Source organism: Enterococcus sp. 2STP (genome assembly GCF_032465635.1).
Taxonomy (GTDB): domain Bacteria; phylum Bacillota; class Bacilli; order Lactobacillales; family Enterococcaceae; genus Enterococcus_B; species Enterococcus_B lactis.
In genome coordinates, this window is the sequence record NZ_JAWDJH010000009.1 from 126,242 (window position 1) to 152,593 (window position 26,352).

General features: G+C 37.2%; 23 protein-coding genes. 2 read left to right on the top strand and 21 right to left on the bottom strand.

Features of this window, described 5'->3' with window-relative positions; genetic code table 11:
- Positions 1-60: 60 nt before the first annotated feature.
- The 15 genes from RWU19_RS02520 to RWU19_RS02590 form a co-directional block, all read right to left on the bottom strand.
- Positions 61-1,098: a zinc-binding alcohol dehydrogenase family protein gene (locus tag RWU19_RS02520; RefSeq protein ID WP_123837769.1), complete on the bottom strand. Its 1,038-nt coding sequence runs from the start codon at positions 1,096-1,098 to the stop codon at positions 61-63.
- A 203-nt stretch (positions 1,099-1,301) separates the two neighbouring features.
- Entirely contained in the window at positions 1,302-2,285 is a 984-nt protein-coding gene (locus tag RWU19_RS02525; protein ID WP_123837768.1) for a tRNA dihydrouridine synthase, read from the bottom strand.
- A gap of 289 nt (positions 2,286-2,574) precedes the next feature.
- Positions 2,575-3,345: an ABC transporter permease gene (locus RWU19_RS02530; protein WP_002287492.1), complete on the bottom strand. Its 771-nt coding sequence runs from the start codon at positions 3,343-3,345 to the stop codon at positions 2,575-2,577.
- Positions 3,338-4,273: an ABC transporter ATP-binding protein gene (locus RWU19_RS02535; RefSeq protein WP_123837767.1), complete on the bottom strand. Its 936-nt coding sequence runs from the start codon at positions 4,271-4,273 to the stop codon at positions 3,338-3,340. The genes RWU19_RS02530 and RWU19_RS02535 overlap by 8 nt, the downstream gene beginning before the upstream one ends.
- 593 nt (positions 4,274-4,866) lie before the next feature.
- Positions 4,867-6,516 (bottom strand): MutS-related protein, encoded by a 1,650-nt coding sequence (locus RWU19_RS02540; RefSeq protein ID WP_123837766.1) that lies wholly within the window; start codon positions 6,514-6,516, stop codon positions 4,867-4,869.
- 115 nt (positions 6,517-6,631) lie between these two features.
- Positions 6,632-9,235, bottom strand: a complete 2,604-nt coding sequence (locus tag RWU19_RS02545) for a hypothetical protein (protein WP_002329806.1) — start codon at positions 9,233-9,235, stop codon at positions 6,632-6,634.
- An 11-nt stretch (positions 9,236-9,246) separates the two neighbouring features.
- Positions 9,247-10,296: a PTS fructose transporter subunit IIC gene (locus RWU19_RS02550; RefSeq protein ID WP_002305530.1), complete on the bottom strand. Its 1,050-nt coding sequence runs from the start codon at positions 10,294-10,296 to the stop codon at positions 9,247-9,249.
- A 25-nt stretch (positions 10,297-10,321) separates the two neighbouring features.
- Positions 10,322-10,636, bottom strand: coding sequence for a PTS fructose transporter subunit IIB (locus RWU19_RS02555; RefSeq protein ID WP_123837765.1), 315 nt, complete (start codon positions 10,634-10,636; stop codon positions 10,322-10,324).
- Positions 10,637-10,651: 15 nt separating this feature from the next.
- Entirely contained in the window at positions 10,652-11,098 is a 447-nt protein-coding gene (locus RWU19_RS02560) for a PTS sugar transporter subunit IIA (RefSeq protein WP_002302514.1), read from the bottom strand.
- The gene (locus RWU19_RS02565) at positions 11,099-13,021 is read right to left on the bottom strand and encodes a BglG family transcription antiterminator (RefSeq protein WP_185022570.1); all 1,923 of its coding nucleotides are present in this window, start codon (positions 13,019-13,021) and stop codon (positions 11,099-11,101) included.
- Between the two features lie 224 nt (positions 13,022-13,245).
- Positions 13,246-14,142 carry a sensor histidine kinase gene (locus tag RWU19_RS02570; protein WP_123837763.1) on the bottom strand — a complete coding sequence of 299 codons (897 nt, stop codon included), beginning with the start codon at positions 14,140-14,142 and terminating at the stop codon, positions 13,246-13,248.
- Complete coding sequence (locus RWU19_RS02575; protein ID WP_002303698.1) at positions 14,135-14,815, bottom strand: response regulator transcription factor; 681 nt, start codon at positions 14,813-14,815, stop codon at positions 14,135-14,137. The genes RWU19_RS02570 and RWU19_RS02575 overlap by 8 nt, the downstream gene beginning before the upstream one ends.
- Entirely contained in the window at positions 14,816-15,598 is a 783-nt protein-coding gene (locus tag RWU19_RS02580) for an ABC transporter permease subunit (RefSeq protein WP_002315833.1), read from the bottom strand. It abuts the gene before it with no gap.
- Positions 15,591-16,508: an ATP-binding cassette domain-containing protein gene (locus RWU19_RS02585; protein WP_123837762.1), complete on the bottom strand. Its 918-nt coding sequence runs from the start codon at positions 16,506-16,508 to the stop codon at positions 15,591-15,593. The genes RWU19_RS02580 and RWU19_RS02585 overlap by 8 nt, the downstream gene beginning before the upstream one ends.
- A 162-nt stretch (positions 16,509-16,670) precedes the next feature.
- A complete protein-coding gene (locus RWU19_RS02590; RefSeq protein WP_375730962.1) occupies positions 16,671-18,041 on the bottom strand; it encodes an MFS transporter in 1,371 nt (456 codons plus the stop codon).
- A gap of 65 nt (positions 18,042-18,106) precedes the next feature.
- Between RWU19_RS02590 and RWU19_RS02595 the strand changes: the two genes are divergently transcribed.
- The gene (locus tag RWU19_RS02595) at positions 18,107-19,027 is read left to right on the top strand and encodes a transcriptional regulator (RefSeq protein WP_123837760.1); all 921 of its coding nucleotides are present in this window, start codon (positions 18,107-18,109) and stop codon (positions 19,025-19,027) included.
- 150 nt (positions 19,028-19,177) lie between these two features.
- Here RWU19_RS02595 and RWU19_RS02600 read toward each other — a convergent pair whose 3' ends face one another.
- On the bottom strand, positions 19,178-21,307 hold the full coding sequence (locus RWU19_RS02600) for a hypothetical protein (RefSeq protein WP_123837759.1): 2,130 nt from the start codon (positions 21,305-21,307) through the stop codon (positions 19,178-19,180).
- Positions 21,308-21,518: 211 nt separating this feature from the next.
- Between RWU19_RS02600 and RWU19_RS02605 the strand changes: the two genes are divergently transcribed.
- On the top strand, positions 21,519-22,007 hold the full coding sequence (locus RWU19_RS02605; protein ID WP_123837758.1) for a hypothetical protein: 489 nt from the start codon (positions 21,519-21,521) through the stop codon (positions 22,005-22,007).
- A 39-nt stretch (positions 22,008-22,046) separates the two neighbouring features.
- Here RWU19_RS02605 and RWU19_RS02610 read toward each other — a convergent pair whose 3' ends face one another.
- The 5 genes from RWU19_RS02610 to RWU19_RS02630 form a co-directional block, all read right to left on the bottom strand.
- Positions 22,047-22,796, bottom strand: coding sequence for a helix-turn-helix domain-containing protein (locus RWU19_RS02610; RefSeq protein WP_160769826.1), 750 nt, complete (start codon positions 22,794-22,796; stop codon positions 22,047-22,049).
- Between the two features lie 289 nt (positions 22,797-23,085).
- Complete coding sequence (gene rpsI / locus RWU19_RS02615; protein WP_002287505.1) at positions 23,086-23,478, bottom strand: 30S ribosomal protein S9; 393 nt, start codon at positions 23,476-23,478, stop codon at positions 23,086-23,088.
- 15 nt (positions 23,479-23,493) lie between these two features.
- A complete protein-coding gene (gene rplM / locus RWU19_RS02620; protein ID WP_002323724.1) occupies positions 23,494-23,922 on the bottom strand; it encodes a 50S ribosomal protein L13 in 429 nt (142 codons plus the stop codon).
- A gap of 283 nt (positions 23,923-24,205) precedes the next feature.
- On the bottom strand, positions 24,206-24,673 hold the full coding sequence (locus RWU19_RS02625; RefSeq protein WP_002310545.1) for a Dps family protein: 468 nt from the start codon (positions 24,671-24,673) through the stop codon (positions 24,206-24,208).
- 119 nt (positions 24,674-24,792) lie between these two features.
- A complete protein-coding gene (locus tag RWU19_RS02630) occupies positions 24,793-26,331 on the bottom strand; it encodes a gluconokinase (RefSeq protein WP_087062877.1) in 1,539 nt (512 codons plus the stop codon).
- Positions 26,332-26,352 lie beyond the last annotated feature (21 nt).

The window sequence follows — 26,352 nt, forward strand, 5'->3', positions numbered from 1 at the left end:
ATTACTGTCATGCGCTCTTGTTTTTTATTTATAATAAGAAGAAAATCGGCGTATTCCTGCTTATCCGTTGAACGGACCACTAACAACGACTTTTCCTAACATATGTCCTGTTTCTACGTCTTTGGTTGCTTGTTTCAAGTTCTTCGCATTGATCCCATCTGAATAGACCTTGCTCAATGTACTGCGGATAATCCCTTCGTTTGCTAAAGCAGCAATGTGCGCTAAAGCTTCTCCTTGCGTTTCGACTTCATAGTTATAGTCTGTTTTAGCGAACATATACTCCCAGTCGAAACTGATAGATTGGTTTTTCCAAACACCTATGTCTAACGGCTCTTTGATCCCTACGATCGTTCCCACATGTCCAAATGGTCGGACAAGGTGCTTGATTTGATCAAAATAGCGGGTAATATCGAATAATACAGCGACATACTCTACTTGATCGATTCCTAATTCACGAAAACTTTTACTTAAGTCTTGATGATAATCGATTGGATAGTCTACGCCTGTTTTTTTCAGCCATTCAAAATTCTTCGGACTTGCAGTCGCATAGACTTCTAGACCAGCCCAATGCGCTAGCTGATTCAAAATCGAACCGACGCCCCCAGCTCCGTTGATCACTAAGATTTTTTTCCCGCGGTTGGCATTTTCTTCTGGAATCAGACCAAATTTTTCAAATAACAATTCATAAGCGGTCAATGAAGTCAATGGCAACGCTGCGGCTTCTTCATCTGACAGATTTTTCGGTGCAAGAGCGGCAATACGTTCGTCAACCAGTTGGTATTCTTGATTGCTTCCTGCTCTTGTTGTTGTACCTGCATAAAACACGCGATCGCCGACAGAAAATTTTTGCACTTCATCGCCTACAGCAACGACTTTCCCGACCCCATCAAACCCTAAGATACGCAAAGCATTTCTTATCCCATTATCTTGGCGAAGTTTCGTATCGACAGGATTGACAGATACTGCGTTGACTTTTACCAGAAGATCCCGTGAACTGGGTACAGGTACCTGTTCTTTTTCATCCATAAAGCTTTTTGGATCATCGATCGGTAACCCTTCATAAAAACCGACTACTTTCATTAATTCCTTTTCTGACATACGAATTCCTCCTTAGCTTCATCAAGTTGGAGCATCCATACAGTGTTCATTTCAATATATATAGTATGTTATTTGTTCCACCTTTTTTATCCATCATAATTATTCTCTTACTTAAAGTAAACTATTTGCACTTTTTTGGTTAAAAAAGAGGTTGCGACAAGACTTTTGTCACAACCTCTGATAAACGGTGTTCAAGCAAGAAATCATTGTTCACTGAAAAGTGTTGGATGTTCTTTTTCAAAGGTGTCTAAAATCTCTCGTACTTCATCGGTAGATTTCGTATTCATCAACTGAACACGCAAGTCATTTGCTCCAGGAAATCCTTTGATATAGATTTTAAAGAAACGATGCAGTCCTGTGATCGAACGCGGAATGATTTCTGAATAATGATCTTGCAGATCTAGTTGCAGACGAAGTAGTCCGATCAGTTCTTTTTCTGTATGTTCCCTCGGTTCTTTTTCAAATGCATAAGGATTCTTGAAAATCCCCCGGCCAATCATGATGCCATCTACGCCATATTTTTCAGCCAATTCTTCTCCTGTCCGGCGATCGGGGATATCTCCATTGATCGTGATTAGTGTTTGCGGAGCGATTTGATCACGTAAAACAATGATTTTAGGAATGACTTCCCAATGTGCATCTACTTTACTCATCTCTTTACGCGTACGCAAATGAACAGAAAGATTGGCTATATCTTGATGAAGTAGGTGACTGATCCATTCTTCCATCTCAGACATTTCCGTATAACCGATACGCGTCTTGACGCTGACAGGCAAACCGCCAGCTTTAGCTGCTTCAATCAATTGTGCCGCTACTTCTGGACGAAGGATTAAGCCACTGCCTTTTCCACGTTCTGCTACATTAGGAACTGGGCAGCCCATGTTGATATCGATTCCTTGGAAGCCCATTTCTGCCATAGCAATGCTCATTTCTCTAAAAAATTCTGGCTTGTCTCCCCAAATATGGGCAACCATCGGCTGTTCATCTTCTGTAAAGGTCAATCTTCCTCGTACACTATCTTTTCCATCTGGATGACAGAAACTGTCTGAGTTTGTAAACTCAGTAAAGAAGACATCCGGTGCTGCTGCATGCTTTACGACATGGCGAAATACAACATCTGTTACATCTTCCATTGGTGCTAAAACAAAAAAAGGCTTTGGCAGCTCTTTCCAAAAATTAGTAGTCATTTGTTTGTTACTCTCCATTCTATCAAGCAGTGAAGTCGCAATCTTTCTCAAAAACATTGTCATTATACTAGGAAACAAAAAAAGAAGCAAAGTGAACAGCTTAAAAGATGTTTCTGATTGAACAAAAAAGACTGTGACAAAAATCTTATCACAGTCCATTTTCCGGAATAAATGGTGTTCTCCTGCCAACTCCTCGGTATTCGCTCAAAAAATGACAAAATATGAGGAACTATTTTCCCGTTTGTTTCTCTAATACTCAGGTCAAAACGCTGATTTCACAACCTCTTTTCTAACTTCTCAATCCTCTTCCTTTATTGATCAAATACCAAGTAACGGCGTACAAAACAACGATGAATAACACAAGTACGATCATCGATGTTGCTACTGGCACATCGATCGTTCCAAGGAATCCGTAACGGAAACCGGAGATCATATAAACGATCGGATTGACTTTCGAAACAGCTTGCCAAAAGGGCGGTAACATCGAGATGGCATAGAAAACGCCACCTAGATAAGTTAACGGCTGCAAGACAAATGTAGGCACGATCGATACATCATCATAAGACTGAGCAAAAATCCCGTTGAGCAGTCCTGCTAACGAAAACAAAATCGCCGTCATCAATAATGTAATGATGACCATGAACCATGAATACACATGAAGTGGTACAAAAAACAAGGAAATGATCGTTACGAGAGAGCCGACGAGAATACTACGACCCACTCCGCCAATCACAAAGCCCCAAATGATCACATGGGTAGGAACAGGTGCTACCAAGATTTCTTCGATGTTTTTCTGAAATTTTTGAGAGAAGAAGGACGAAGAAACGTTGGCATACGAACTAGTGATAGCAGACATCATAATCAAACCAGGCACGATGAATTCCATATATGAAAAACCACCCATGTCACCGATCCGACCACCGATCATTTTTCCGAAAATAACAAAGTACAAGGATGTCGTAATCACTGGCGGAACCAGTGTTTGGACCCAGATACGCAAATAGCGGTTCGTTTCCTTGATAGCTAAACTTTTTAATGCAGTAAAATAAAGATTAAACATTTTTCTCCTCCGTATGATCATTTTCTTCTGTGATTTTCAAGAACAGTTCTTCTAAACGATTCGACTTATTCCTCATAGAAAGAACTTTGATTCCTTGTCTTGTCAGCTGATCGAAGATTCCGTTCACCCCTTGATTTCGTTCAACTTCGACAGCGATTGTCTGTTCATCTTCAAATGTACAAGCGTATCCTTCAATCACAGGTTTGGTCTCATATGGCGCTAAATCAAAGATAAATGTTTCAAATTGCAGTTTGGATAGAAGCTCTTTCATACTAGTATTCTCGATCAGTTCACCTGATTGGATGATCCCGATGTTACGACAAAGCATTTCAGCTTCTTCTAAATAATGCGTCGTCAAAATGATTGTTGTACCATTTTCGTTCAATTCTCGGAGAAACTCCCACATCTCGCGTCTCAATTCAATATCGACTCCTGCTGTTGGTTCATCCAAGATCAGCAAACGTGGTTCATGCATCAATGCCCTAGCAATCATCAGTCTTCGCTTCATTCCCCCGGAAAGCATACGTGCACGGACATTTCTCTTTTCCCAAAGATTGGACTGCTTCAAATATTTTTCGCTGCGTTTCATCGCTTCTTTGCGAGAGACACCGTAGTAGCCTGCTTGATTCACGACGATTTGCTGGACCGTTTCAAAGGGATTGAAATTGAACTCTTGCGGGACTAATCCAATCTGTTGCTTTGCTCGGACTAGATCCGTATCCAGATCATAATCGAAGACCTTCACTTTTCCAGATGTTTTATTGACTAAAGAAGTAATGATTCCGATCGTTGTAGACTTCCCAGCTCCATTTGGTCCTAATAGCGCATAGAAATCTCCTTCTTTCACAGAAAGATCGATTCCTCGCAATGCTTCGACCCCACTTCCATAAACCTTTTTCAAATTATTTATTTCAAGCGCATTTGCCATTTATTTCCTATCTCCTTATAGACATGATTCTTTATTGTATCATGGAATACACCAGATGAAAAAACAACTTGGTTCCACACAAAAACACACCTGCTCACAAAGAGGAGATGTGTTTTCTAGTTCATGATCATCTTCGATAGAATAACTATCTAAACAACTCTGGAACTTTTAAAATCATAAAAGTACCGACAGCAACTACTACGATGACATATAGAAGATCCTTATAACTGAGGTTCTTGTCTTTTTTATTCATGTTAAGCTTTCCTCCGTCCTTTTATCGAAAGCTTTTTTCTTTTATTTTAACCGAAATAAATAAAATGGAAATAGTTATTTATCAATTTCTGTTTTCTCTGTTTGTTTTACGGAGAACTTTTCCATGGAACGTGCGTCTCGTCGCTAATGCTAAGTTTTTTCGATAAAAGCTGCTAGAAGGAAGACAGCGTGGTTTATTTTGTATCGTCTTTTGCTAAATCTTCCAAGATCATCTGGACAGCAGACTCGTTTCCATTGAATTCTGCCACTTTTTTGGCATCGATATACTTCTTTTGATAATCGTCTTTTTGGACCCACGCATCATGCTTCGTTTGATAAAGTTAATCAAACGGATACCACTGCCGCTGTTCATCGAACAACAAACTTTCTTTTTGGGCCTGTTCAACTATGGATTCAGGGTAATCCAAAACTTTCAGCAAGGCAATCGCATTTCGGGTCCTTGAAGGTCCTTCTTTTAATTTGAAATCAAAACTGATTCCTTTTCCTTCTGTTACTTGTTCTTCAAAGTGGACATTCTCACAATAATTCTTTAAAATCTCTGTCAATTCGATATCATGTGTGGCGACAAATGCTAAAGATGGATACTCCGCAAGCCACCGAACGACTGAAGCGGAAGAAGCAATCCGTTCAATCGTATTTGTTCCTTTTAAAATCTCATCTACGAAGCAGTAGCAGCGTTCTTTGGAAGCCACTTGGTCCAACAAACGTTTGATCGATTTGATTTCTGAAACAAAATAACTGTCGCCTTCAAATAAATCATCTTCGATTGCCATGGAAGTCAACACATGTCCAGGTTGCAGGGTAAACTGTTCTGCAATCGCTGTTTGGATCGTCTGTGCTAGAATACAGCTGATAGCTATACTTTTGACATACGTAGATTTTCCTGATGCATTGGAACCCGTGACTAATGTATTCTTCTGCCAGTTGACTGGATTCACTACCGCTTCTTTTAATAATGGATGATAGATATCTTTCGCTGTCACACCGCCCTCAGTAAATTCCGGACGGCAAGTGATGGGCATATAAGTACGGTAATTCAATACTGCGGCGGCTACTTCCAGTTCTCCCAGCAATTCCCACAGCTTGATGGCTTCAGTTGAATGCTTTTCTAATTTAGTGAGAACGAAATGATAGGAGATAAATGGTAGCATGAACATGATGTTGACATATTCAAAAATCAACTCTGCTTCACTCCCGCTCTTCATACGAAATGAAAAACCTAATTTAGGGATGTCTCTTAATGGTTTAGTTTGCTGTTTCAGCTCTTCTTGAAGTGGTGTCGGCAGTTTTGCTAACTGATTGGCGGCTGAAATCGTTGAAACCAAATAACTCATGCTATTCAGCTCTGTTTCTAGTGTTTGTTTCTTCACTAGATAATAGACCGTATTGAATACTAACCCGCCGATTGCCAAATAGATTCCTAGTACTTGACCTAAAAGAAGCAAACCTACACCCACCAGCGGAAGCAAGCCAAGAAAAATAAATAAACCTACGCGTCCAATCTTTTTACTTTTTCCATCCGCTAGATATTGTTTTGCAAAATTATGATCTTTTTTTCCTAAACGAGCGAATTGATATTGGATTTTTTCTCTCAGTTGAGGATTTTCCTGATAAAAAGCAATCAGTTTTTCTAACTGCTGATCTTTGCCAAAATCAAAGCTGCGTAAACGTTGATACAACGCTTCTGAACCTACACTAGAATAGGTACTGTTGATCCCTTCAAATACTTCGAACATATCCAGGTCATACCAAGTAAGATCGTCGATTTCGCTATCCCATGAACGGAACTTCTTCTCCGTGAGCCATGCTTCCTTCAAACTTTCTTCTTTATCAAATCTCGGTTGATAAGGAATTTTTCCCCATTTGCTACGAACTGTTTCCTTTAATTTCAAACGTGAAAAAATGTCTAAAGCGACTAATAAAATAACAGCTGCAATAATAATTGAAACGATAAATTCTCTTTGACCCATATCCCTCTCCGTTCCTTTATTTGTTAGCTTTAGTATAGCACTGTTGCGCTATTTGAAAAGGGGGTAAAAAAACACCTTTCAAAATAAAAGGTGTTTTTTCTTGTATATTACATATTTATCTCTCATTTATCAAAATTGACAAATAATCATAGGGAGGAATTGTTGTTAATTCTTGTTTATTCTCCAGTGCATTGACAACTGTCCCAAGGGAAAGGATAGCCTCAGGTACTATTTTTTCTTGTTCTGTTGGATTAGCTAAGCGAAGAACAAATCCTTGTTCATGAAAATAAGAAGGATAAATCGATGATACAATTAAGTCTTCAGGTAATTCAATCAATGAAAATTTACGAGGAACATCAAGTTCGTTTTGTAATGGCCAAATCTTGTTATCTAACCTGTGAATAAATACATTCAGTTTCTGCTTTTGATAAGAAATAGATTGTTCTAACCGTTTTTCTGCCTGTTTTGCCACTTTGAACTCATTAAATCTTCCTTCTTCTACATTAAATCCAAAAGTGACTTTATACTCACCTATTTCTTGAGCTAGCGGTGTTTCCATCATGACATGCCCTTCATTTGTCGTATCTCCTGAAGCTCGCCCAGGTCGCCAAGCAAGATTAGGTTTTCCAAGTTCCCCTGTTGTTGAAAATAAGGTTATGATCAATTGATTTTCTATACGTTCATACTCTTTTAAACCATCTGCATAAAAAGTAAAATAATGATCATTTTCTGCCACAGAGACACTCTTATCGAATATTTCTAAATTAACAGGTTTCTCTACCATAGTTTCTGACCAATCCGGAGGAATGACATCAGGGGTATTTTCAATAAATCCGTTTTGAATTTGTGCAATTGATTTTTCAGATTTATCTAAAACATTAATTGCTAAGCGCATACGATGCGAATAAACAGTATTATGAATTTTGAGTGTGCCTTCAACGATTTGACTTTCTCCCAGACTGAACGATATTTCATAAGATATTTCTTCCATTTCGGGTTTTTCAGATAAACGATCTTTTAAATTTTTAGGAAGTTGAGCTTTTCCGTAAACAACTAATGTTTCTTGTAAAGAATCTTTATATACTTTAGCTGTTTCAAATTTTAGAGATAGTTCTGTATCTCCTTCTAATGGTGAATAATCATACGTATCGCCATCATTTGCTGAATCGATCAAATGAACGAAATCAAGATATTGTCTATCTCCAACTATCAAATTCAAGTGCCCATCCTTAAAAGAAAGTTTATATTTATTGTTACTTATCTCAGTTTTGTCTATCTCGATTGCTGTTTCTAATTTTTCATTATTTTTCTCAAATTCAACAACAGTGTATCCTAGCGCTGGCACATTTACATTTATTTTTATGTCAAGTTCATAATAAGCTGGTTCATCAAAATATTCGAAACCTGTAGCAATCATCCGATAAGCATTTTTCCGTTCTGGAAAATAAACTTCTTTTTCAATGATATTATAGGGACTACCTTTGAAATGTATTTTCTTTGAATCAGCTACTACATGCACGATTTTCGATCCACTATAATTCTCAGTCGTTGTGTTGAAAACAAGGACTTCATTCGATTTTAGCTTTAATGCATCAGCCATCCGTTTTACAATAAGGTTTTCGATTCCGTCGGCTATCTCATTAGCTTCTTTGATCCGATGGAAAATATCTTCCGCAACATTATCTGAAACACAGCCACCAATACTATCATGAGCCTGGTTTTGCAAAATCTTTTTCCATAACCGACGAAGTAGGCCTTTACTGATATGGATACCATTTCTTTCTGCAATCAGCATGAGTGGCTCAACTCGTTTTAGAATTTTTTGTTCCAATTTAAAATTTTCTATTTTCATTTTTGTTCTTACTGAGCCAATCGAACGATGAACACGAGAGTAAACCGGCTGACGAAGTTCACCTTTATATTCAGGTAATTCTTTTTTATTTTTGATAACTTCTACATAAGAAGGATAATCTGAAATAATATTGTGGAATTTACTGTATTTATTCAACTTCTCTACGACTTGATCAAAATTTAAAATCATTGACTTTTGATCTACACCCGAAGGTACTAAAATATCTTTGTTTTTTCCTTGCATATGAAGCATTTCAACTGCTTCATCCAACTTTTCTTTTGCAAATTCAGGAATATCTTTAATTGCGTCTAAGGTCATCATTCCAGTCATATAACCAAATGGAAAATTCATGGCATAAACAAATTTATCTCCTAATCCTTTCCAGATAAAGTAAGGAGATGGAACCATCGTTTCAAAGTTTAATCCTCGCCAACACATGAAATTATCGATTTCTACTTGATGCAAAAGTGTAGGCAAATTCGCATTGAACCCAAACGTGTCAGGCAAATACCCTACCATCATTGGATCTCCATATTTAAGGATCGTATCACTGATCCCTATCATTAAGTTTCTTAAAATTGATTCAGCATCCACTAATAAGGCATCTGTTTGTGCATACCACGGTCCCACAAATAGTTGTCCTGTTTTCATCAGTCGTTGGATAACCTTAAGCTTTTGCGGATTGATCTCCAAATACTCATCGACGATTGAAGTTTGTCCATCTAAACAAAAGTTTACTTTAGGGTTCCTTTCCAATTCATCTAGAACTTCAGTAAAGACCTGATCAGACAATACGATGGCATCTTCATTTGTAAAATACCATTCTCTGTCCCAGTGCGTGTGTTGAATTATATGTGCATTGACCATGTCAGATTCCCCTACTTTCCTTCTTCTACTGAATTTACTTGTTGTTCTTTTTTATACTTGATGGATTTTAGTGCATTGACCATTAACGCTGTAACCACTCCCCCAATAACAATTGATACTAAATATAAAGGTATATTCGTAACAAAAGGAATTGCCATAAAGGTTGAAAGCATTGTTTCTTGAGTAACACCAAAAAATCCATTTAGACCACATGCTACTGCAGTGCCCACCACGATGCTTGGTATTACTCGTAAAGGATCTTTCACGGCAAACGGGATCGTCCCTTCAGTAATCCCAACAAGGCCCATAATCATAGCTGTCTTTGCATTATCTCGTTCTGATTCATCATAAAGTTTTTTGTTTAAAATTGTTGCTAAAAACATTCCAAATGGCGGAATAGCAATACCTAATAACATGGCTGTACTAGGTCCAAAGCTTCCGCTTGAAAAAGAAGCAACCCCAAAAGCATATGCAATTTTATTGATAGGTCCTCCCATATCAAACGCCATCATTCCTCCTAAAATAGCCGACATCAAAGCAGCATTTGCTCCTGACATGCCTTCTAGCCAATTAGTCAGTCCTGTTGTCATTGCTTGAATAGGCGTAGCTAGTACATACCATAATATGATTCCAACAACTAATGTAGTAACAAAAGGAATCAGCATAATTGATTTTAGACTAATAACTTGCATCGGTACTTTTACTTTTTTCAATGCATTAGCTAAATAACCACAAGCTAATCCAGCAACCATTCCTCCAATAAATCCCATACCAAGATTTTGACACATCATCCCAGTGATAAAAGCTGGTGCTAGACCGGGACGGTCAGCAATTGAATATGCGATATAGGCTGAAATCATCGGTACGATAAACTGTAATCCCGTCTGACCAATCATTCGCAGGACTCCCCAGAATGTATCCGTCTGGTCCCAAACACCTGTGCCACCAAAAATGACTGCAATAGAAGTTAGTAACCCTGCTGCTACGACAAGCGGGATCATATAGGAAACCCCACTTTGGAAATGATTTAAAATTTCTCTTCCTTGTTTCTTGAATTCCATTAGTAACTCCCCCACGATACATTTTTTATTTGTTAATTAATGCAATTGCTTCATCAATCGTCTCTTCACCATCTTTTACTACCTCTGAGGTTCCTACTGTTAAAATCGGTTTACCATCAAAGCGACCTCGTTCTGAAACATTTGTATCTACTGCAAATATGACAACATCTGCCTCGGAAACATCCGAAATTGAAAGTTTGTTTTCTATCCCCATAGCCCCCTGTGTTTCTACTTTAATATCTAACCCTTTCTTCTTCGCAAACTTTTCTAAATTAGCTTTTGCCATATAAGTATGGGCAATCCCTGCAATACATGCTGTTACTGCTACTATTTTTATCATATGAAATTCCTCCTTTTAAAATGATAGAGCTTTTACCAATTCTTTTTTATTTCTCGAATCTTTTATTCTTTTAACAAACTCGTCATCCATCAATCTTCCAGATAATTCTGCTAAAATACGTAAATGATTAGTACCTTTATCAGTGTCTTTTATTGCTAACAAAAAGACGAGATCAACTGGTTGATCATCTAATGCGCCCCATTCAACAGACCGCTTTAACTTGGCTACAGCCACTGTTGATTCAATTACTGCTAGGCTTTTGCCATGAGGAATGGCGATATTTTTCCCAATTCCTGTGGTCATATGGTTTTCTCTGTCAAATACGTCTTTTTGAAATTGTTTGTGGTCAGACACAAACCCATTAGTCTCTAACAATTTCGATAATTTTTCGACTACACTTTTTTTATCAGATGCATTTAAATCTATCACTATATTATTTATATTGATTTTTTCACTGATCATTTATAAGCCTTCTTTCAATATATAAACTAATTTTTCAAACGACGAACTCGTTTTTAAATTTGCTAATAACTCATGATTCGAAGCGATTTCATTGAATGTTTCATAAATTTTATTCAATTCAGGTTTTACTTTTTCATTAAGTGCAAAAAAGAAAACAGAATGAACAAGTGTCCCATCCCAATCAATTCCTTCTGGATTAACGTAGACACAGATTACTGGTTTTTTTATAAAATCTACTTCAATATGCGGCATAGCAAAATCATTCATCGCTGTTGAAGATAGTTTTTCTCTTTTGATTGTTCCCTCTAGTATCCCTTCTTTCGCGTAATTTTCTTTTACCAATTTTTTGGTAATTATATTTAAAACGTTCACTTGATTATCCTTTATTTGGTGGGTAAAAAAGCAAAATCGTTTATCTAATAAATTTAGAAAAGCATCTTCTGTTTGTTCATTTAACTGTAGATACTGTTTTACTTTTCTGACATCTGCCCCTAACATCAAAGGACTAACAACAATAACAGGAAAATTTGTATTTTCAATCGGAATCGTGCTTATAACAAGTTCATCAGTGACTTTTCGATCTTGTAGTTCATTGATGCTTAGTACATCTTCTATCTCAACCATATCTGCAAAACCGTTATTTATTCTTTGCTCTAATAATTTTGATGTTCCATATCCGCTACTACAAACTAATATCACTTTCGTTTTGTCAGGTTTGTAACGATCCAAAAGTGATTGAACATGGAGTGTTACGTAAGCGATTTCATCTTCATTGAAATGTATACAGAATCTCTCTTCGATTTCCTCTAATAAATCCACACTTATCATAAATGACCTTTTAAAAGAATATTTGATTTTGTCCGTATAAGGATTATAGATATTTACTCCCAATTTGAGTCTTTTAACTGCTGCATTGAGATGTAATACTAGATTATTGATCAATTCTTCATCAGGATAAAATTCATTTAATTTAGTTCTTACTAGCTCTTGTAGCTCAACACCCATATCTAAATAGGAAAGCTTCGTTTGATCTAAGTCGTGATTCATAGCATTTTTTTCAATCGAAGTAATGTGGATGTCAACATAAGCTTGTTCATCTATTGGCACAATAATTGAAAATGCTTTTTCAATCATTTTGATTAAAATAAGTGTATTCTCTGAGATTTCTTCTTCAGAATTATTACTACGTGATAAGAAATTGCTTGTTTCAATCCTTTCTATCGCAATAGCAAGGTGGATAGCTAAAGTTTGAAATTCATAATCTGTAAATTTCAATTGTGTCTTATTCATGTATCGATTAAGCAATTCGGCTACTTTTTTCAATATGTCCTTATTTAAGAAATTATTCGCTTCACCAATGAAATTAATATTCAAGTCTAAGAGATCTGTTTTACTGTTAGATGCTGTAAAGCCACCCCAATAATAGTTCACAACTTCTGACATCAACCTTCTTTTACTTTTTTCATCAGCTTTGATGCGCACGCCATTTCGATCTGAAACTAAGGACATCCCATGCTTGTTTAGTCTTTTTCTAACATCTTTCATTGTGCTTTCTACCGTCGACCTGCTCACGTATAATTCGTCAGCAAGATTTTGAATCTTTAGAGAATCATTAGTATTCAATAATTTAGCAAACACATAAGTTAGACGGTCCTCCGGAGAGTCTGCGATATTGATTTTATGACTGGATAATAAATTTCGAAGTGTTTCTTTTTTTCCAATAAGCGAAACGCCTTTTTTAGGTTGAACCAACATTTGTACATCTGGCATTTTTTGGATTATTTCTTTCAAAATTAAAATATCTTTGCTAATTGTTTTCGTAGATACATATAATTGTTCTGATAATTCTTTGTAAGTTGTGTGCTCATTTTCAATCAAAAAGTATAGTATTTTCATTTGCCGTTCGCTAAATTCGATGCCCATTATCTTCACCTCCTGAATACAGCTTAAGTGTACAATTATTATCTCTATTTTCATACAGAAGAAAGTTCTTGATTAATGTAGAAGTTTCTAATATTCTTGATTATTTCAAATCAATAAAAAAGCCAGCAATATTTATATCACAGGCTTTTTTCTCTATTAAATCTATATATCTATATATATATAGATAATACGTTTTTCTACTAGTTCTCACTAATCTTGTATAATTAAACCCTCCGCAACTTGACAGAGATGGAGAAGATGTCCCCGTCTAATTTAGCGGTCATCTCTCCTCCCATTCCTTCCACCAATTTTTTTGACAGGTAAAGCCCGATTCCGCTAGATTCCGTATTTGTGCGGCTGGTATTTTCGGTATAAAAACGCTGGAAGACTTTTTCAACAGAGGTTTGTGCTCCTGCTTTGATAGGATTGGCCACTGTTAATCGAATGAATGGATCCTCTTTTGAAAATGTCACCTTTGCTTGTCCATCTGCATAACGCAATAAATTCTGTATGATATTTTGCAGCACTCGCAACAACATGAGCGGATCTGCTAATACAGTTGTATTTATCGAGTGTTCAGCGAACGCTACCTCGATATTTTTCTCAGAAAACTGTTCATAAAAAGAGAAAAAAGCTTCTTCCACCTCTTTAGAAAAAGAAAGCGTATGGAGATCCATTTCTTTTTGCTTCGTCTCTATTCGAGCAAGATCATAAAACTGATCCGTCATACTGAGTAATCTTGCAACAGATTGTTTGATGATCGTTAAATACTTCTCCCGTTTCTCCGTATCCTCTACCTGTTCCAGTAATTGTACATAACCGTTAATAGCAGTCAAAGGAGTTCTGAGATCATGAGAAAGGCCGACGATCGATAGTCGGATGTTTTCTTCCATTTCTTGAAATACTTGTCCTTTTTGTTCATTTTCATCCACCCATGTATTCAGTGCATCTACTAGGTCCATTAGATTCTTTTCTCGAAATTCGACTGAAAGACGACCACCATATTCTTGTCGTTCAGAAAGAGTGGCGATTTTCTTAGTCAATCGCTTGATTTCCCTTTGCAGGAAGAAAATAAAACTTCCCATAAAGATAACAACGAGAAGCAACAGCCACTTAATCAAATCTAAACCCCACTCCCCACACCGTATGAATATACACAGCATGTGCCTTTGCTAGTTTCCCTCGAAGATTGGAAATATGCATATTCACTGTTTTCTCACTATCAAAATATGGTTCTTGCCAAACTGTTTCATAAAGATTTGCTCGCGAAAATACTTTTTTCGGATGTTCTAAAAAAAGCTTCAGCAAATCGAATTCTCTTCCTGTCAAATGGACAGCCACACCATTCACATTTACATCCCTTGACTCTTTGTCCAGTAAGATTTCCTTATAATAGATGCGTTGTGACAGATCTTTTACTTGGACAGAAGTCTGATGACGAAGTTGGATGCCGATTCGTAACAACAGTTCTTCGATATCAAATGGTTTCGTCACATAGTCATCCGCTCCTGCTGCCAACAAGGAAACTTTATCTCTTTGATCGCTTTTTGCTGAAAGAACGATGATCGGAACATTCGATGTCTGTCGGATTTCTGCTAACAATGCTTCTCCTGAAAGCCCTGGAAGCATGAGATCTAGAAGGATCAAATCGACAGGATATGTGCTTAACAATAATTTTCCTTCCGTACCTGAATAAGCATCGAGAAGTTTGTATCTCTGTTCAAGAACCTCCTCCAGTAAGGAATGAACAGCTTCATCGTCTTCGATAATCAAAATAGTTTCCAGCAGGACCACCTACTTAATGTCAGATTTTTGGAAAATAAACATTCCTAGAGCTGATGATACCACGATTGTTACTAGACTGACCAGAATCATTTTCGGTGCTTGCGAATAAGTTGCTTGTTGCGCAAAGTCCGTATACATGAGCCACGTTTCCGTAAACCACTCCGTTAGAAATTCCAAGCCTTTGATTTTTGCGAAAACACCGGGAACGAAGGCCGTTCCCATGATATAAAGAAAAGAAAGAAGCAAACTGACACTGGTACTTCTAGTGATGAATGTCAAAGCCACTGGAACAGATAATGTCCCTAATGTCAGCAGAAGCAAGACAGGAAATACTTGCAGAACATAATTTCCATAGTTTTTGATTCCCTCGATTTCACCAAATCCGAAAGCAAGTGTGTAAGCAAGCATGGCTAGACCCGTGATCAAAACCACGCCAAGTGTTGTGATCAAAAGCGTAACGAGAAGTTTCGACACATAATAAGTCATTCGATTCCGTCCTAAAGATAACGTATTGCGAATCGTACCGTTTTGAAATTCTTCCCCAATATAAAAGCACGCAAATGCTGCAAAAGCCAGAAGAATCCATGCAGCCATTTTTTCCACCATTAAAATCCCTGTTGCACCGTTGATGACTGTATCCGTTGCTTGATTTAATTCATTGCCGTATTTTGTATGCATATACCATTCGTTCCAAGAATAAAAAAGCGGAAGTACGACCATCAGTCCTAGTGAAACCCACATTTTACGGCTCTTCCATACTTTTATTTTTTCAGCAGTTAATAGATTAAACATGTGTCTTGCCTCCAGTTAATTGTAGGAAATAATCTTCCAGTTTTTGCCCAACTAGGTGGATGCCATCCACAGGAACTTTTGCCTCTACCAATGCTTGATTGATGGCTGCTACTTGGTCAATTCCTTCAAAAAGCTGGATAACACGGCTAGATTGGACAAAATAATCCCTATAACCAAGAGAGTCGAGAACCGTTACTGCTTGTTCCGTCGCCGAAGTGTCAATTTTTATAAATTGACGAGATTCTTGTGCCAATTCTTCTTTCGATAATTCTTTGATCAAGTGTCCTTCATGCAAAATACCATAGTGGGTGGCGATCTGTGACAATTCATCTAGCAAGTGGCTAGAAAGCAAGACGGTGATTCCCCGTTCTTTTACCAAACGTTGGATGATTTCTCGCATTTCTGCCATCCCCGCTGGATCCATCCCATTCGTCGGTTCATCCAAAATCAAAAATTCCGGATTCGTGATCAGTGCATTTGCAATAGCTAAACGCTGGCGCATACCTAAAGAGAAATTCTTTGCTTTCTTTTTCCCTGTATTTTCCAACCGCATCATTTTCAGCAGGTCTTCGATTTCTCTATCCGACACACCGCCGTTCGCTGCTTGGATACGTAGGTTATCTCTTGCAGTTAATTCTGGATAAAGAGCAGGGGTTTCAATCGATTGACCCATACGTCGTCTTGCTGCCTGAAAATCCGTCGTTCCAAATAATTCGATCGAACCTTCGTCAATCGAGATCAAACCCATAATAGTTCTCATAAAGGTAGACTTCCCCGCTCCATTTTCCCCAATCAATCCATAGATCATTCCACGTTTGATTTCGATCGATACTTTATCTAATGCTTTGGCAGCACCGTATTTTTTGGTTATACCAGTTGCTTTCAAGACCGTTTCATTTCCAAAATCCATACTTATCCTTCTTTCTTATTGATAAGTGAAGTATAGTTGACGGGTATAAAGAAAGCAGCCAGAAATGTATAAAGAAAGTGTAAATTTTCCAATTGAATGTCAAAAAAACAATCTGACAATACGTGTCTTTCCTATTATCAGACAGTTTGTTATACGCTTGTATCAGTTTCCTGATTCTTTCTTTTCGACCAAAGTCGTTTCTCTGTATTCCTCTTCACTGAAAATTTTTGCTTCTTTCAGATCAAGCTTGAGTAATTTTACCAGACCAGTTATAAGGATAACTATAGCAAGACTCCCTCCCAGAAAAATCAGACTATCTCGCAGACGTGGTTGCGTTGTCTGCCAATCAAAGAGCGCACCAAACAGTGCTAATCCAAGTGGACTAGCCACCATGGTAATCGTTGTTATCGTTGACATCAGACGTCCTTGTATATGCGTTGGAACTTCTCGCTGAAGCCAGACCATAGTTGGGATATTCATCAGATTGTTCACGATAGCAATCGCAAAAAGAAGCAAGCCATCAATGATAACTGCAAGAATCTCTCCGTGGACCAAAAGAACCATTAAACTAATGCCTACATAACCAACTGCATAGCCATAAGAAAGCTTACGAGATCGTTCAAGAGGAGCCGATGGATCTTTTATTTTTCCTGCTAACCAGGCACTTACTAACATCCCGACAAAAAAGAATGTTTCAGTCAATCCATAAAGAACATTAGATACCTTCAAAGTACGAAGCATGATGATGGGCAGCCCTACATTGATGATGGCACTGAAAAAATTCATCAGTAAAGCAAAAACCAACGAATAGATAAGATATTTTTGATGTTTGATGTAACGCAACCCTTCAAGAAAAGAACCTTTATCTGATTCGGTAGCTCTCTTCAGTTGGTCTTCTTGTGAATGAACAAGGCGAAAATCCATTGTCAATGTAATGAATAACGTCATGATCTCAGTCAGTATCTCGATAAAAACAAAAAGCCAGAATGGAAGAAGTGAATAAAGTACCGCACCTAAAACTCCTGTTAGTAGACTCGAGATACTCGTAGCCATGCTCAAATAACTGGCAAGTTTCATCAAGTCATCCGACAATACTAGATCGGGTTTTGCCGCCTGTTGTGCAGTATAAGTAAATTGGTCGGTGGCTTTCAATACAATAATCAGCAAGATTGATTGCAAAAGAATTCCTTTTTGCGGATGAGCAGACAGCCCCCAATATAAACCGTATATGGCTAAAATAACTAACGTTACAAGCTGGCTGATGATGATCACTTTTTTACGATCGTATCGATCCACGATGGGTCCAACGATGGGTGTTAGAAAAATGGCAAGTATTGGCTGAATGACAGATGCTAAAACAAATGAAATAGCTAACCCGGTTTTTTCAAGTAGCATCAGACTAAGTCCAAATGTAAAGATAGAAGAACCAAATATCCCGATAAGAGAAGAAATTGCTGCTTTCATAACTTGTTTCTTTGATTGCTGTTCAAGAGTGAGTGTATTCATGCTCCATGCTCCCTTCGTTTTTTTCATCCTATCAGCAGATCAATTTTTTATGTTATTATGTTCACTATAATGAACACAAAAGAGGGAAGTATATGGAGAAATATGGATTGACAGCGCGTCGCATCAGGATAGACAAAGGGTTGCTGATGAAGGAAGTGTATGGAGGAATCGTTGGACGGACCTTTGCTTATCGTTTTGAACGGGGGGAAGTAAATCTAGCTTTAGATAATTTTTTATCCGTTCTCGATAATTTAGAATTAGAAAACCCCGATGAATTTTTCTTTTTACATTATGGAGAAAAATATCGCGGACAGAAAAGTTTCTTAAAAGAAATAGCAGAAGAAACCCAACGATTCCAACATGTGGAAAAAGAACCTAAGTTTTATTTGAAGTACAAAGATAGTAAGAAAAAAGAAGAACGTTTTTATGCGTACCTCATCCACTTACTCGCTACTATTGATCGAATCGATGCACAGACAAGCGAAGTCAATACCGAAGAAATGAAGTTCATGGAAGATTATTTGATGCAGATGGAGACGTGGACGCTAAAGGAAATGAATAACGCAAGCATCATTTTGCCAATGTTGGCAGATGATATCCGCCCTTTATTCCTCTCACGCTTTAAAAAGAATTATCAGAACTACCGTGATTTTGAAGAAGACTGGTCTTTTAAATATGCCAATCATCTACTTAACTATGCCTTGATCCAGCTACTCTTTGATAGATATGAAGAAGCATTGTCTTTAGTTCCCGACCTCCAAACTTTAGTGAAAGAACATCCGAGTTTACAAGGACGCTTAGTCATCACCTTGCGTCTTTCTCAACTTGAATTGATTGCTGCTGTTTTTCGAGAAGACGATGATTTCATTCGTTCAGAGACCCAACGAATCCAGACAATCTGTGATCTTTGCTTCCTAGATGAAGAAGTACGTATGGCCTACCCTCGAATCACCGCAGAACACGTCAAAAGAGCCAGAGTATATAAAAAGCAAAAGAAAAGCACTCATCCTTAAAAACGGACCTATGAAAAATAATATATGCTGTTTGAAAATTTGACATTAGCTGCAAAATAAGAGGGGTCGTGACAAGACTTTTGTCACAACCCCATGTTTGACTTTTCCAAAGACAGTCAAAAGGGTATTTTTACTTGTGAAACTAAAAAATCATTTACTTCCACATAATCTGTTCTGTTTTTTCTCGATTAAAAAAAATGTAGACAACAGCACAATACATTCGATTAGTATGTATAACGAAAAAATAAAGACATCCGTTATCCTAAATGAATGGACAGCTACATAGATAAAAAACAAAAGATATTGTAAGCCAAACAACAGAAAAATTCTTCTATAAGTTTTGAAAAAAGAAACACCATTTAACCGCCAAACAACAAATTTTTGCCGATAAAGGCGGAAATAGCTCAGTGTGGAATAGGTAATCAAAACAATAACCAATAAAATAGTAATCGATAAATCAGTTATCCTTTGTCTTATGTCCCACAAATAAATCAACTGCAATTCTGTTTTCCTTAACTGTTCCATTGGGATCAAAAAAGGAAAGTTGTCTTCCAATCCTGCTTCCTTCAATAACGGAAGATATCTATCATAGGTTTCTTGTGCAGTCCCAATCAATGGAATTTTTAATGGTTCAGCAAAACTATTTCCTGTCAGAATATTTCTATGAGAAATGGGTAGATTGTTCAAAGTGAATACATGGATGATATTCGGCTGATTGATGATGATTGCCTGTTCTTGGTCAAAGGCAAAGATTTCTTGTTCATCTTGGATGGTATAAAACAAAACATCCTCTTCTTTTTTTGTTCGTCTATCAGGATTCGTTTCATTCAAAAACCAAGAACGAAGTTGAACAAAATCGGGCATCATTCGTTCTGGGATTAATATGATTTCTCGATCCTCATTTTTATCAATTTGGAGAGGCTGATTTGTTATGCTGATGAGCGGATACTTGTCTAAATAGTTTGTATTTACATAAATAGATTGATGGATCAAAGGATTCTCTTCTTCAAAATAAGCACTTGTATCAACCTCGATTGCTCCATCATCCAACAGTTGCGAAAGCAACTTTGTTTTATCTAATCCTCTCATATCTTGAGAAAGATCTGTCAAAGTCGCTTCATTGCCGCCAAGTCTTGGATAGAAAACGGCATGATTTTTTATTTCTTCAGGTACTGCTTCTGGTGTAAGGAATGTGCGAGCATATTCAGTTAACGGAACAAGTTGTACCACGCTAAAAAATAAAATCAACATTTTGACAGAATAGATAGTATAAAAGAATCCTTTACCAAAAGTTTGGCGATTTAGTTGCTTATTCAATGAAAGATTGCCTAGTAAATCAATCACAAAAAAAGAAATGATTAGACTAAAAATAAGCAAGAACAGTTGCACTAGCACAAACAAATGATTCACTGAATGTAGGACAAAGAAGAAAGCTACCAATAGATTCAAGAGAAAAAGAATCACTAATTCTTTTAATAATAATCTTTTTAAAATTTTTCTACTAGTTAAACCATTTAAACGATAGATCGCAATGTGTCTATTGTTCTCTAGTATCCATAAAATCAAGGAAAGGCTATAGAAAAGAGTAAATATCACAAAAGTAGATGCTTCTAATGTTCGAGATGGTGCAAATGTTTCTATGTCATTCTCATATTGAAAAGATGTGGGTTCGTACGCTGTCTCAAAGGAGAGATTGTATTCATCAGATAATTTTGATAGGAACCTATCTAGAGTTTTTTGATCTTTCGTTTCCACAAAAAAATCAGCTGGATTTAGCGCCTCAGCCATTTGTATCGGTAGTATAAAAAAATCTTCGTTTTTCAGTTGTTTATTTTCTAAATATTCCGCATCTGGATATTTCTCTAAGTCAGATGCAAAATAATTTTTTTCACTGATTATTTGAGGCTCTATGTAAAAATTGTTCAAAAGATGTGTTTCTGTTTGCTTGGAAAGAAAAAATGTATGTGTTTCACCTAAACGATCAAAAGAGATTTCTCCTGTTTCAGAAAAGGTATGGTCTCTCACACCATAGAATGAAACTTTTGCCATATAGTTTACATTCAATTTTTCTGAGACTGATTCAAGTATTTCTAGAACCCTAGTTTCTTGCTGAGAATCTACGATAAATTCTGGAAATCTGAACGGTGTAAAATACTCGACCGTGTTTACCTTTTTCTGGAAATCTTCTTCCCTATTCACATTCCTAATGGCAACAGCTAATGCAAGACTTGAGAGTATAGACAACAGCAAAACGATTTTTTTCAATACTATATTAGTCATCGGCAAAACTCCTTGTTTTTAACGTAGTTAGTCAATTAAAAGTATAGATGGACACTAAACATTCAACAATCTATGTTTGTTAAGAAGTCATATTATTACAAATAGATATAGGTATATAGTCATGATATTACATAGAAAATATGGCTAACCTCATAGTATTTTAAATGTGGGAATAATCTATTTCCACAAAAAGAAAGAGGTGCTCTGCATTATGAGAAAAATTTTTTCTGTATCATTTGTTGCAATTACTCTCTTGCCCCTTGCTATGCCTGTATCAGTAAATGCTGATGAAGTTGGATTTCAAAATGATGCACTAACAATGCCAATAACAGAGTCATTTCCAAATAGCGGAAGCATTGTTTTTGATGAAAACGGAAGAGTTCTGGATGTTTCAAATGAAATTTTGTTAGAAAAAAGCAATAGCACAGATAATCCTTTATCTAGACGACAAACTCATTTCCCTTGGGGCTTTTGGACAATTTCAACAGATGGTTTTCCTTTTGTTGCTTGGGGAAACGTAAGACTAAACTCAACTATTCATCATCGTACACGTCGTTATCGAGTTTCAGCCGTGTTACTAAACTCAAATGGAACAGTGATTAAAGCTAATCATGTCACTGGTAATGCCGGACAAACTCGTACTGCACGCGTTACAGGTTCAAATAGTTTAAGACATGCTCCTTCTTACTATATTTTTTAATCAACACAATAAATAAAGGCTGGATTAATATTCCAGCCTTTATTTATTTAATTTTTTATATCGATTTCTAAAAAAAGTTGGTGAAGTTCTTTCTTCTTTAAAAAAACTATTATAAAAATGACTTGAATCATAAAAACCTAAAAAGTTAGAAATTTCTTCGATAGATAACTGAGTCATAAGTAAGTCATTCTTTGCATGTTCAATTCTATACTTTTCTCGATAATAACTATATGAGCAGCCAACATATTTCTTGAATTCTCTACTTAAATACGAATAATCATACCCAATTTTCTTCGCCCAAAATCCTAAAGAATGTCTATAGAAATTCTCAGTAGCCAATATTTCATCTATCACTAAGTACAGATATTTATTGACCTTTTTGGAATAGAATTTTCTTAGTTTACGAATACATTTACGTAGAACTATATGGGACTGAATAGTTTCACTCGTACAGAAAGGACCTAAAATAATCAAATGTTCTTTATCCTCTATTTTTTCTACCCGTATTAAAAAATGTTGATTGGATAGTGAGAACTGAAAATGTTGCTTCTCTCTTCTTAAAATCACCTTATCAATTATTTCATTGAATGCAACAATCAATTGCCTTTGTTTCACTTTAGATTTTATCTGCTTTTCAAAGTACTTCTTTTTTAATTCCCATGCTCTGTTTCTCTGGTCTATAAATAAAACATCAACAGGAATAAAATAAGTTCTAGACAACTTTAACACATAGACATTCACACACGCTTGGCAAGAAAAAACAGCATCATTTACACTATTGATAAACATTTGTACTCCTTTCTTGTCCACTTCAATCATATACCAATCAAATCATATCATAGTAAAGAGGAAAAATTGACTTTGGCAAAAAATACATACATTTTTTATTTCTATTAGTTGACACTCTCCAAATTTTGAAAGTGCCTTGTAGTGATAGAATTGAACTAGTACTCATAAGCAAATGAAGTCGCATCCATTAAATAAAACTACTTTACTCTGCTTACGCCTCGCTCTGTATTTTTTCATAATCAAAAAAAACACACCTTCCAAATAGAAGGTGTGTTTTGCTCGAACGATATTAACGTTTTGAGAACTGTGAAGCTTTACGAGCTTTCTTAAGACCTGGTTTTTTACGTTCGACCATACGTGCGTCACGTGTAAGCAAGCCAGCACGTTTAAGCGCTAAACGGAAGTCAGGATCAACTTCTAGCAATGCACGAGCGATACCATGACGGATAGCTCCTGATTGTCCAGCGTATCCTCCGCCGTTTACGTTAACAAATACGTCATATGCGCCTTTTGTTTCAGTAACAGCGAAAGGTTGATTGATTACTTCACGCAAGTCAGCATGTGGAATGTATTCTTCAACATCTTTTTTATTTACAGTAATTTTGCCAGTTCCTGGTACTAGACGTACGCGAGCAACTGCGTTTTTACGACGGCCTGTGCCGATATATTGAACTTGTGCCAATGAAATTCCCTCCTATTAGATTAAGTTTGTGATGTCTAAAACTTCTGGTTGTTGTGCTGCATGTGGATGTTCTGCTCCACCGTATACGTTCAATTTTGTAAATTGTTTGCGGCCTAAAGTGTTTTTAGGAAGCATACCTTTTACAGAAGTTTCGATCAAACGACGAGAATTTTTAGCACGCAATTCGCCAGCAGTGATTGATTTCAATCCTCCTGGGTAGTTGCTGTGACGGTAATAAATTTTGTCAGTCGCTTTTTTACCTGTTAATTTCACTTTGTCTGCATTGATGACGATGACGAAATCGCCAGTATCCAAATGAGGTGTGAAAGTTGGTTTATTTTTACCACGTAGTACAGATGCAACAACTGTTGAAAGACGTCCCAATGGAACATCAGTTGCGTCTACTACATACCATTTACGTTCTACTTCGCCTGGTTTGGCCATATATGTTGTACGCACGTTATTTTCCTCCAATTTAAGTTCTGATGTTTGACATACACTTCGAGTTTCCGGGGCTCTTTGTGGGGCAAACAATACCATTTAACATATTACCCGCTAATCTAGTCAATGTCAACGTTTTTCTGCTTGATTGAAAAATTTATATGAAACTTTACTTCTTTTTCTTTCTTTTATATAAAAGGGTCGTTTCCTGTCAAAATGAAAAACAAAAAGGACGCTGAACTATCAAGTTCTGCGTCCTTTTTTCGGTCAAGTTCAACAACAGTTTTTACGCGTCGATCTCTGGCGCCTTGCCTAGATGAGCTTGGATCATCCAGATACGTTTTTCTGTAGCTGTTTTGAATTCGATAAAGATATCTTGTGTTGGATCGTCGCCTTCTTCTCCAGAAACTTCGATTCCTTTTTGGTAAAGATCTGCTAGATAACGGTAGCCTGCAACAAGTGTTTCCAAACGTTCAGGAATCGTGCGGTCCCAACGTCCTACTTCATCAGGGATTTTCGTGTTATCTGCAAATTCACGCAATGTAGAATAAGGTGAACCGTCTAATGTGATCAAGCGTTCGGATACTTCATCTAACTGAGCGTTCAAATCGTCCATGAACTCATCCATCATTGGGTGCAATGTAAGGAAACCTGGTCCTCTCATGTACCAATGTGTTTGGTGAACAACAACAGACATTTGGCTTAGATCTGCAACTAATTGATTTAATACTTCTTTGGTTTGTTGGAATTTCATCTTTCTTGCCTCCTAACATTTTCTTACACTTAAAATAATAGTAGACTTTCAATGAAAAGTACAACAAAATCCTTTACCTGAGAACGATTTTCATTTCGCTTTTTTATCCGTAAAGCCAATCATTTTTCAGAATCAGCTAATTCTTCTCGCAGTTGAGCAAATTGCTGATAAGTCTGTGCTAAATGCTTTTGTGTCGAAACAAATAATGGATAGATTTTCTGATATTTTTTATGATCGTTTTCTTGTACTCCGACTTGCTCTTTCAATTCTATCAATTCCTGTGCTTCACTGATACTTTGAATCTTTCCGATGCTTCGCCAGCCTAAAATCACAGCTCCTAATGCGGATGCTTCTGTGACAGTAGGGAAAACAAGCGGGTAACCCAGTACATCAGCCATCATCTGACGAAAAATCGGAGATTGAGCAAACCCGCCTGTAGCACGGATCTCTGTGAGCTGATTTTCTTGGCAAACTCCTTTTAAAATCCGATAAAGGTTGAGACAGATCCCTTCTAGAATCGCCTTCATCATTTCTTTTTCTGTATGTTGCCGCTGTAAGCCGATAAAACTGCCAAACGCATCTGCGTCCCAAAGCGGTGCTCGCTCCCCAAGCAAATAGGGATGAAAAATCAGACCATTGGCACCCGCTGGCACAAAAGCAATAGCCGAAAGCAGTGCATCATATGGATTTTCGCCTTTTTCTTTAGCAGATTGAACGACTTCCTGTAAAAATGTATGCCCTGCCCAATCAAAGATGCCAGCACCATTGCTAGTCGCTCCTCCCACTACCCAATGTTTCTGATCCAGAACATAACAAAACGTCTCCATTTCTGGATGGAACTGAGGCTGAGTAGTAATAAAACGAAGTGCCCCGCTCGTTCCTACAGTCAAAGCGGCGATCGTATCACCAAAAGCACCTAACCCTAGATTAGAAAGCGGCCCGTCTGCCCCTCCCAAAACAAATGATATATCATTTGGCAAACCTAGTTCTGCTGCTGTTTCTGACGGTAGACCTGTTACTTGATAGGTGGAAGGAAATACTTGCGGCAATTGTTCTGTTCGAATGCCCAAGTAGTCAAGCACTTCTTCTGCCCATTGGAATTCATGGATGTCAAAGTATCCAGTTCCTGAAGCTGTTCCGTAATCGCTGATGAGTTCTCCAAACAATCTATAAAAGATATAGTCTTTGATACCGACAAAATAAGCAGTTTTTTTGAATAATTCAGGTTGGCTGTTTTGCAGCCACTTGATTTTGTTCAATGGTGTCATTGGATGGATCGGTGTCCCAGTCTGCCGATAAAATTCTTTGCCAAGCACGGTATATTTCAGTTTTTCTGCTTCGTCCGCTGCTCGGTTATCTGCCCAAGTGATCATTCGAGATAACGGTGTTTTCTCTTCATCCAACAATATCAGGCTATGCATCGCAGAGGAGAAGGAGACAAATTGAATGGTCGTGTCTGAAGGCAACTGTTTAATTACTTCTTTTATAACGGTGCAGACGCCTTGAAAGATCAATTCCTGATCTTGTTCTGCCATCCCTTGTGTTTCTTGGATCAAAGGGTAGCGAAAATAAGCGGATGCTGCTTCTTGGGCTTCATCTGTGAAAGCAACTGCTTTGGTTTGTGTGGTTCCGATATCTAATCCGATTGAAACGTTCATTTTTTCACCTCAAATTTTATG

Bases quoted from the DNA above. Each gene is read 5' to 3' on its own strand.
- RWU19_RS02525 (WP_123837768.1), bottom strand. From the start codon at position 2,285: ATGACTACTAATTTTTGGAAAGAGCTGCCAAAGCCTTTTTTTGTTTTA.
- RWU19_RS02545 (WP_002329806.1), bottom strand. From the start codon at position 9,235: ATGGTCAATGCACATATAATTCAACACACGCACTGGGACAGAGAATGG.
- RWU19_RS02595 (WP_123837760.1), top strand. From the start codon at position 18,107: ATGGAGAAATATGGATTGACAGCGCGTCGCATCAGGATAGACAAAGGG.
- RWU19_RS02590 (WP_375730962.1), bottom strand. From the start codon at position 18,041: ATGAAAAAAACGAAGGGAGCATGGAGCATGAATACACTCACTCTTGAA.
- RWU19_RS02580 (WP_002315833.1), bottom strand. From the start codon at position 15,598: ATGTTTAATCTATTAACTGCTGAAAAAATAAAAGTATGGAAGAGCCGT.
- RWU19_RS02550 (WP_002305530.1), bottom strand. From the start codon at position 10,296: ATGGAATTCAAGAAACAAGGAAGAGAAATTTTAAATCATTTCCAAAGT.
- RWU19_RS02610 (WP_160769826.1), bottom strand. From the start codon at position 22,796: ATGTTTATCAATAGTGTAAATGATGCTGTTTTTTCTTGCCAAGCGTGT.
- RWU19_RS02585 (WP_123837762.1), bottom strand. From the start codon at position 16,508: ATGGATTTTGGAAATGAAACGGTCTTGAAAGCAACTGGTATAACCAAA.
- RWU19_RS02630 (WP_087062877.1), bottom strand. From the start codon at position 26,331: ATGAACGTTTCAATCGGATTAGATATCGGAACCACACAAACCAAAGCA.
- RWU19_RS02600 (WP_123837759.1), bottom strand. From the start codon at position 21,307: ATGACTAATATAGTATTGAAAAAAATCGTTTTGCTGTTGTCTATACTC.
- RWU19_RS02560 (WP_002302514.1), bottom strand. From the start codon at position 11,098: ATGATCAGTGAAAAAATCAATATAAATAATATAGTGATAGATTTAAAT.
- RWU19_RS02605 (WP_123837758.1), top strand. From the start codon at position 21,519: ATGAGAAAAATTTTTTCTGTATCATTTGTTGCAATTACTCTCTTGCCC.
- rplM (WP_002323724.1), bottom strand. From the start codon at position 23,922: ATGGCCAAACCAGGCGAAGTAGAACGTAAATGGTATGTAGTAGACGCA.
- RWU19_RS02535 (WP_123837767.1), bottom strand. From the start codon at position 4,273: ATGGCAAATGCGCTTGAAATAAATAATTTGAAAAAGGTTTATGGAAGT.
- RWU19_RS02540 (WP_123837766.1), bottom strand. From the start codon at position 6,516: ATGGGTCAAAGAGAATTTATCGTTTCAATTATTATTGCAGCTGTTATT.
- RWU19_RS02555 (WP_123837765.1), bottom strand. From the start codon at position 10,636: ATGATAAAAATAGTAGCAGTAACAGCATGTATTGCAGGGATTGCCCAT.
- RWU19_RS02530 (WP_002287492.1), bottom strand. From the start codon at position 3,345: ATGTTTAATCTTTATTTTACTGCATTAAAAAGTTTAGCTATCAAGGAA.
- RWU19_RS02520 (WP_123837769.1), bottom strand. From the start codon at position 1,098: ATGTCAGAAAAGGAATTAATGAAAGTAGTCGGTTTTTATGAAGGGTTA.
- RWU19_RS02565 (WP_185022570.1), bottom strand. From the start codon at position 13,021: ATGGGCATCGAATTTAGCGAACGGCAAATGAAAATACTATACTTTTTG.
- RWU19_RS02625 (WP_002310545.1), bottom strand. From the start codon at position 24,673: ATGAAATTCCAACAAACCAAAGAAGTATTAAATCAATTAGTTGCAGAT.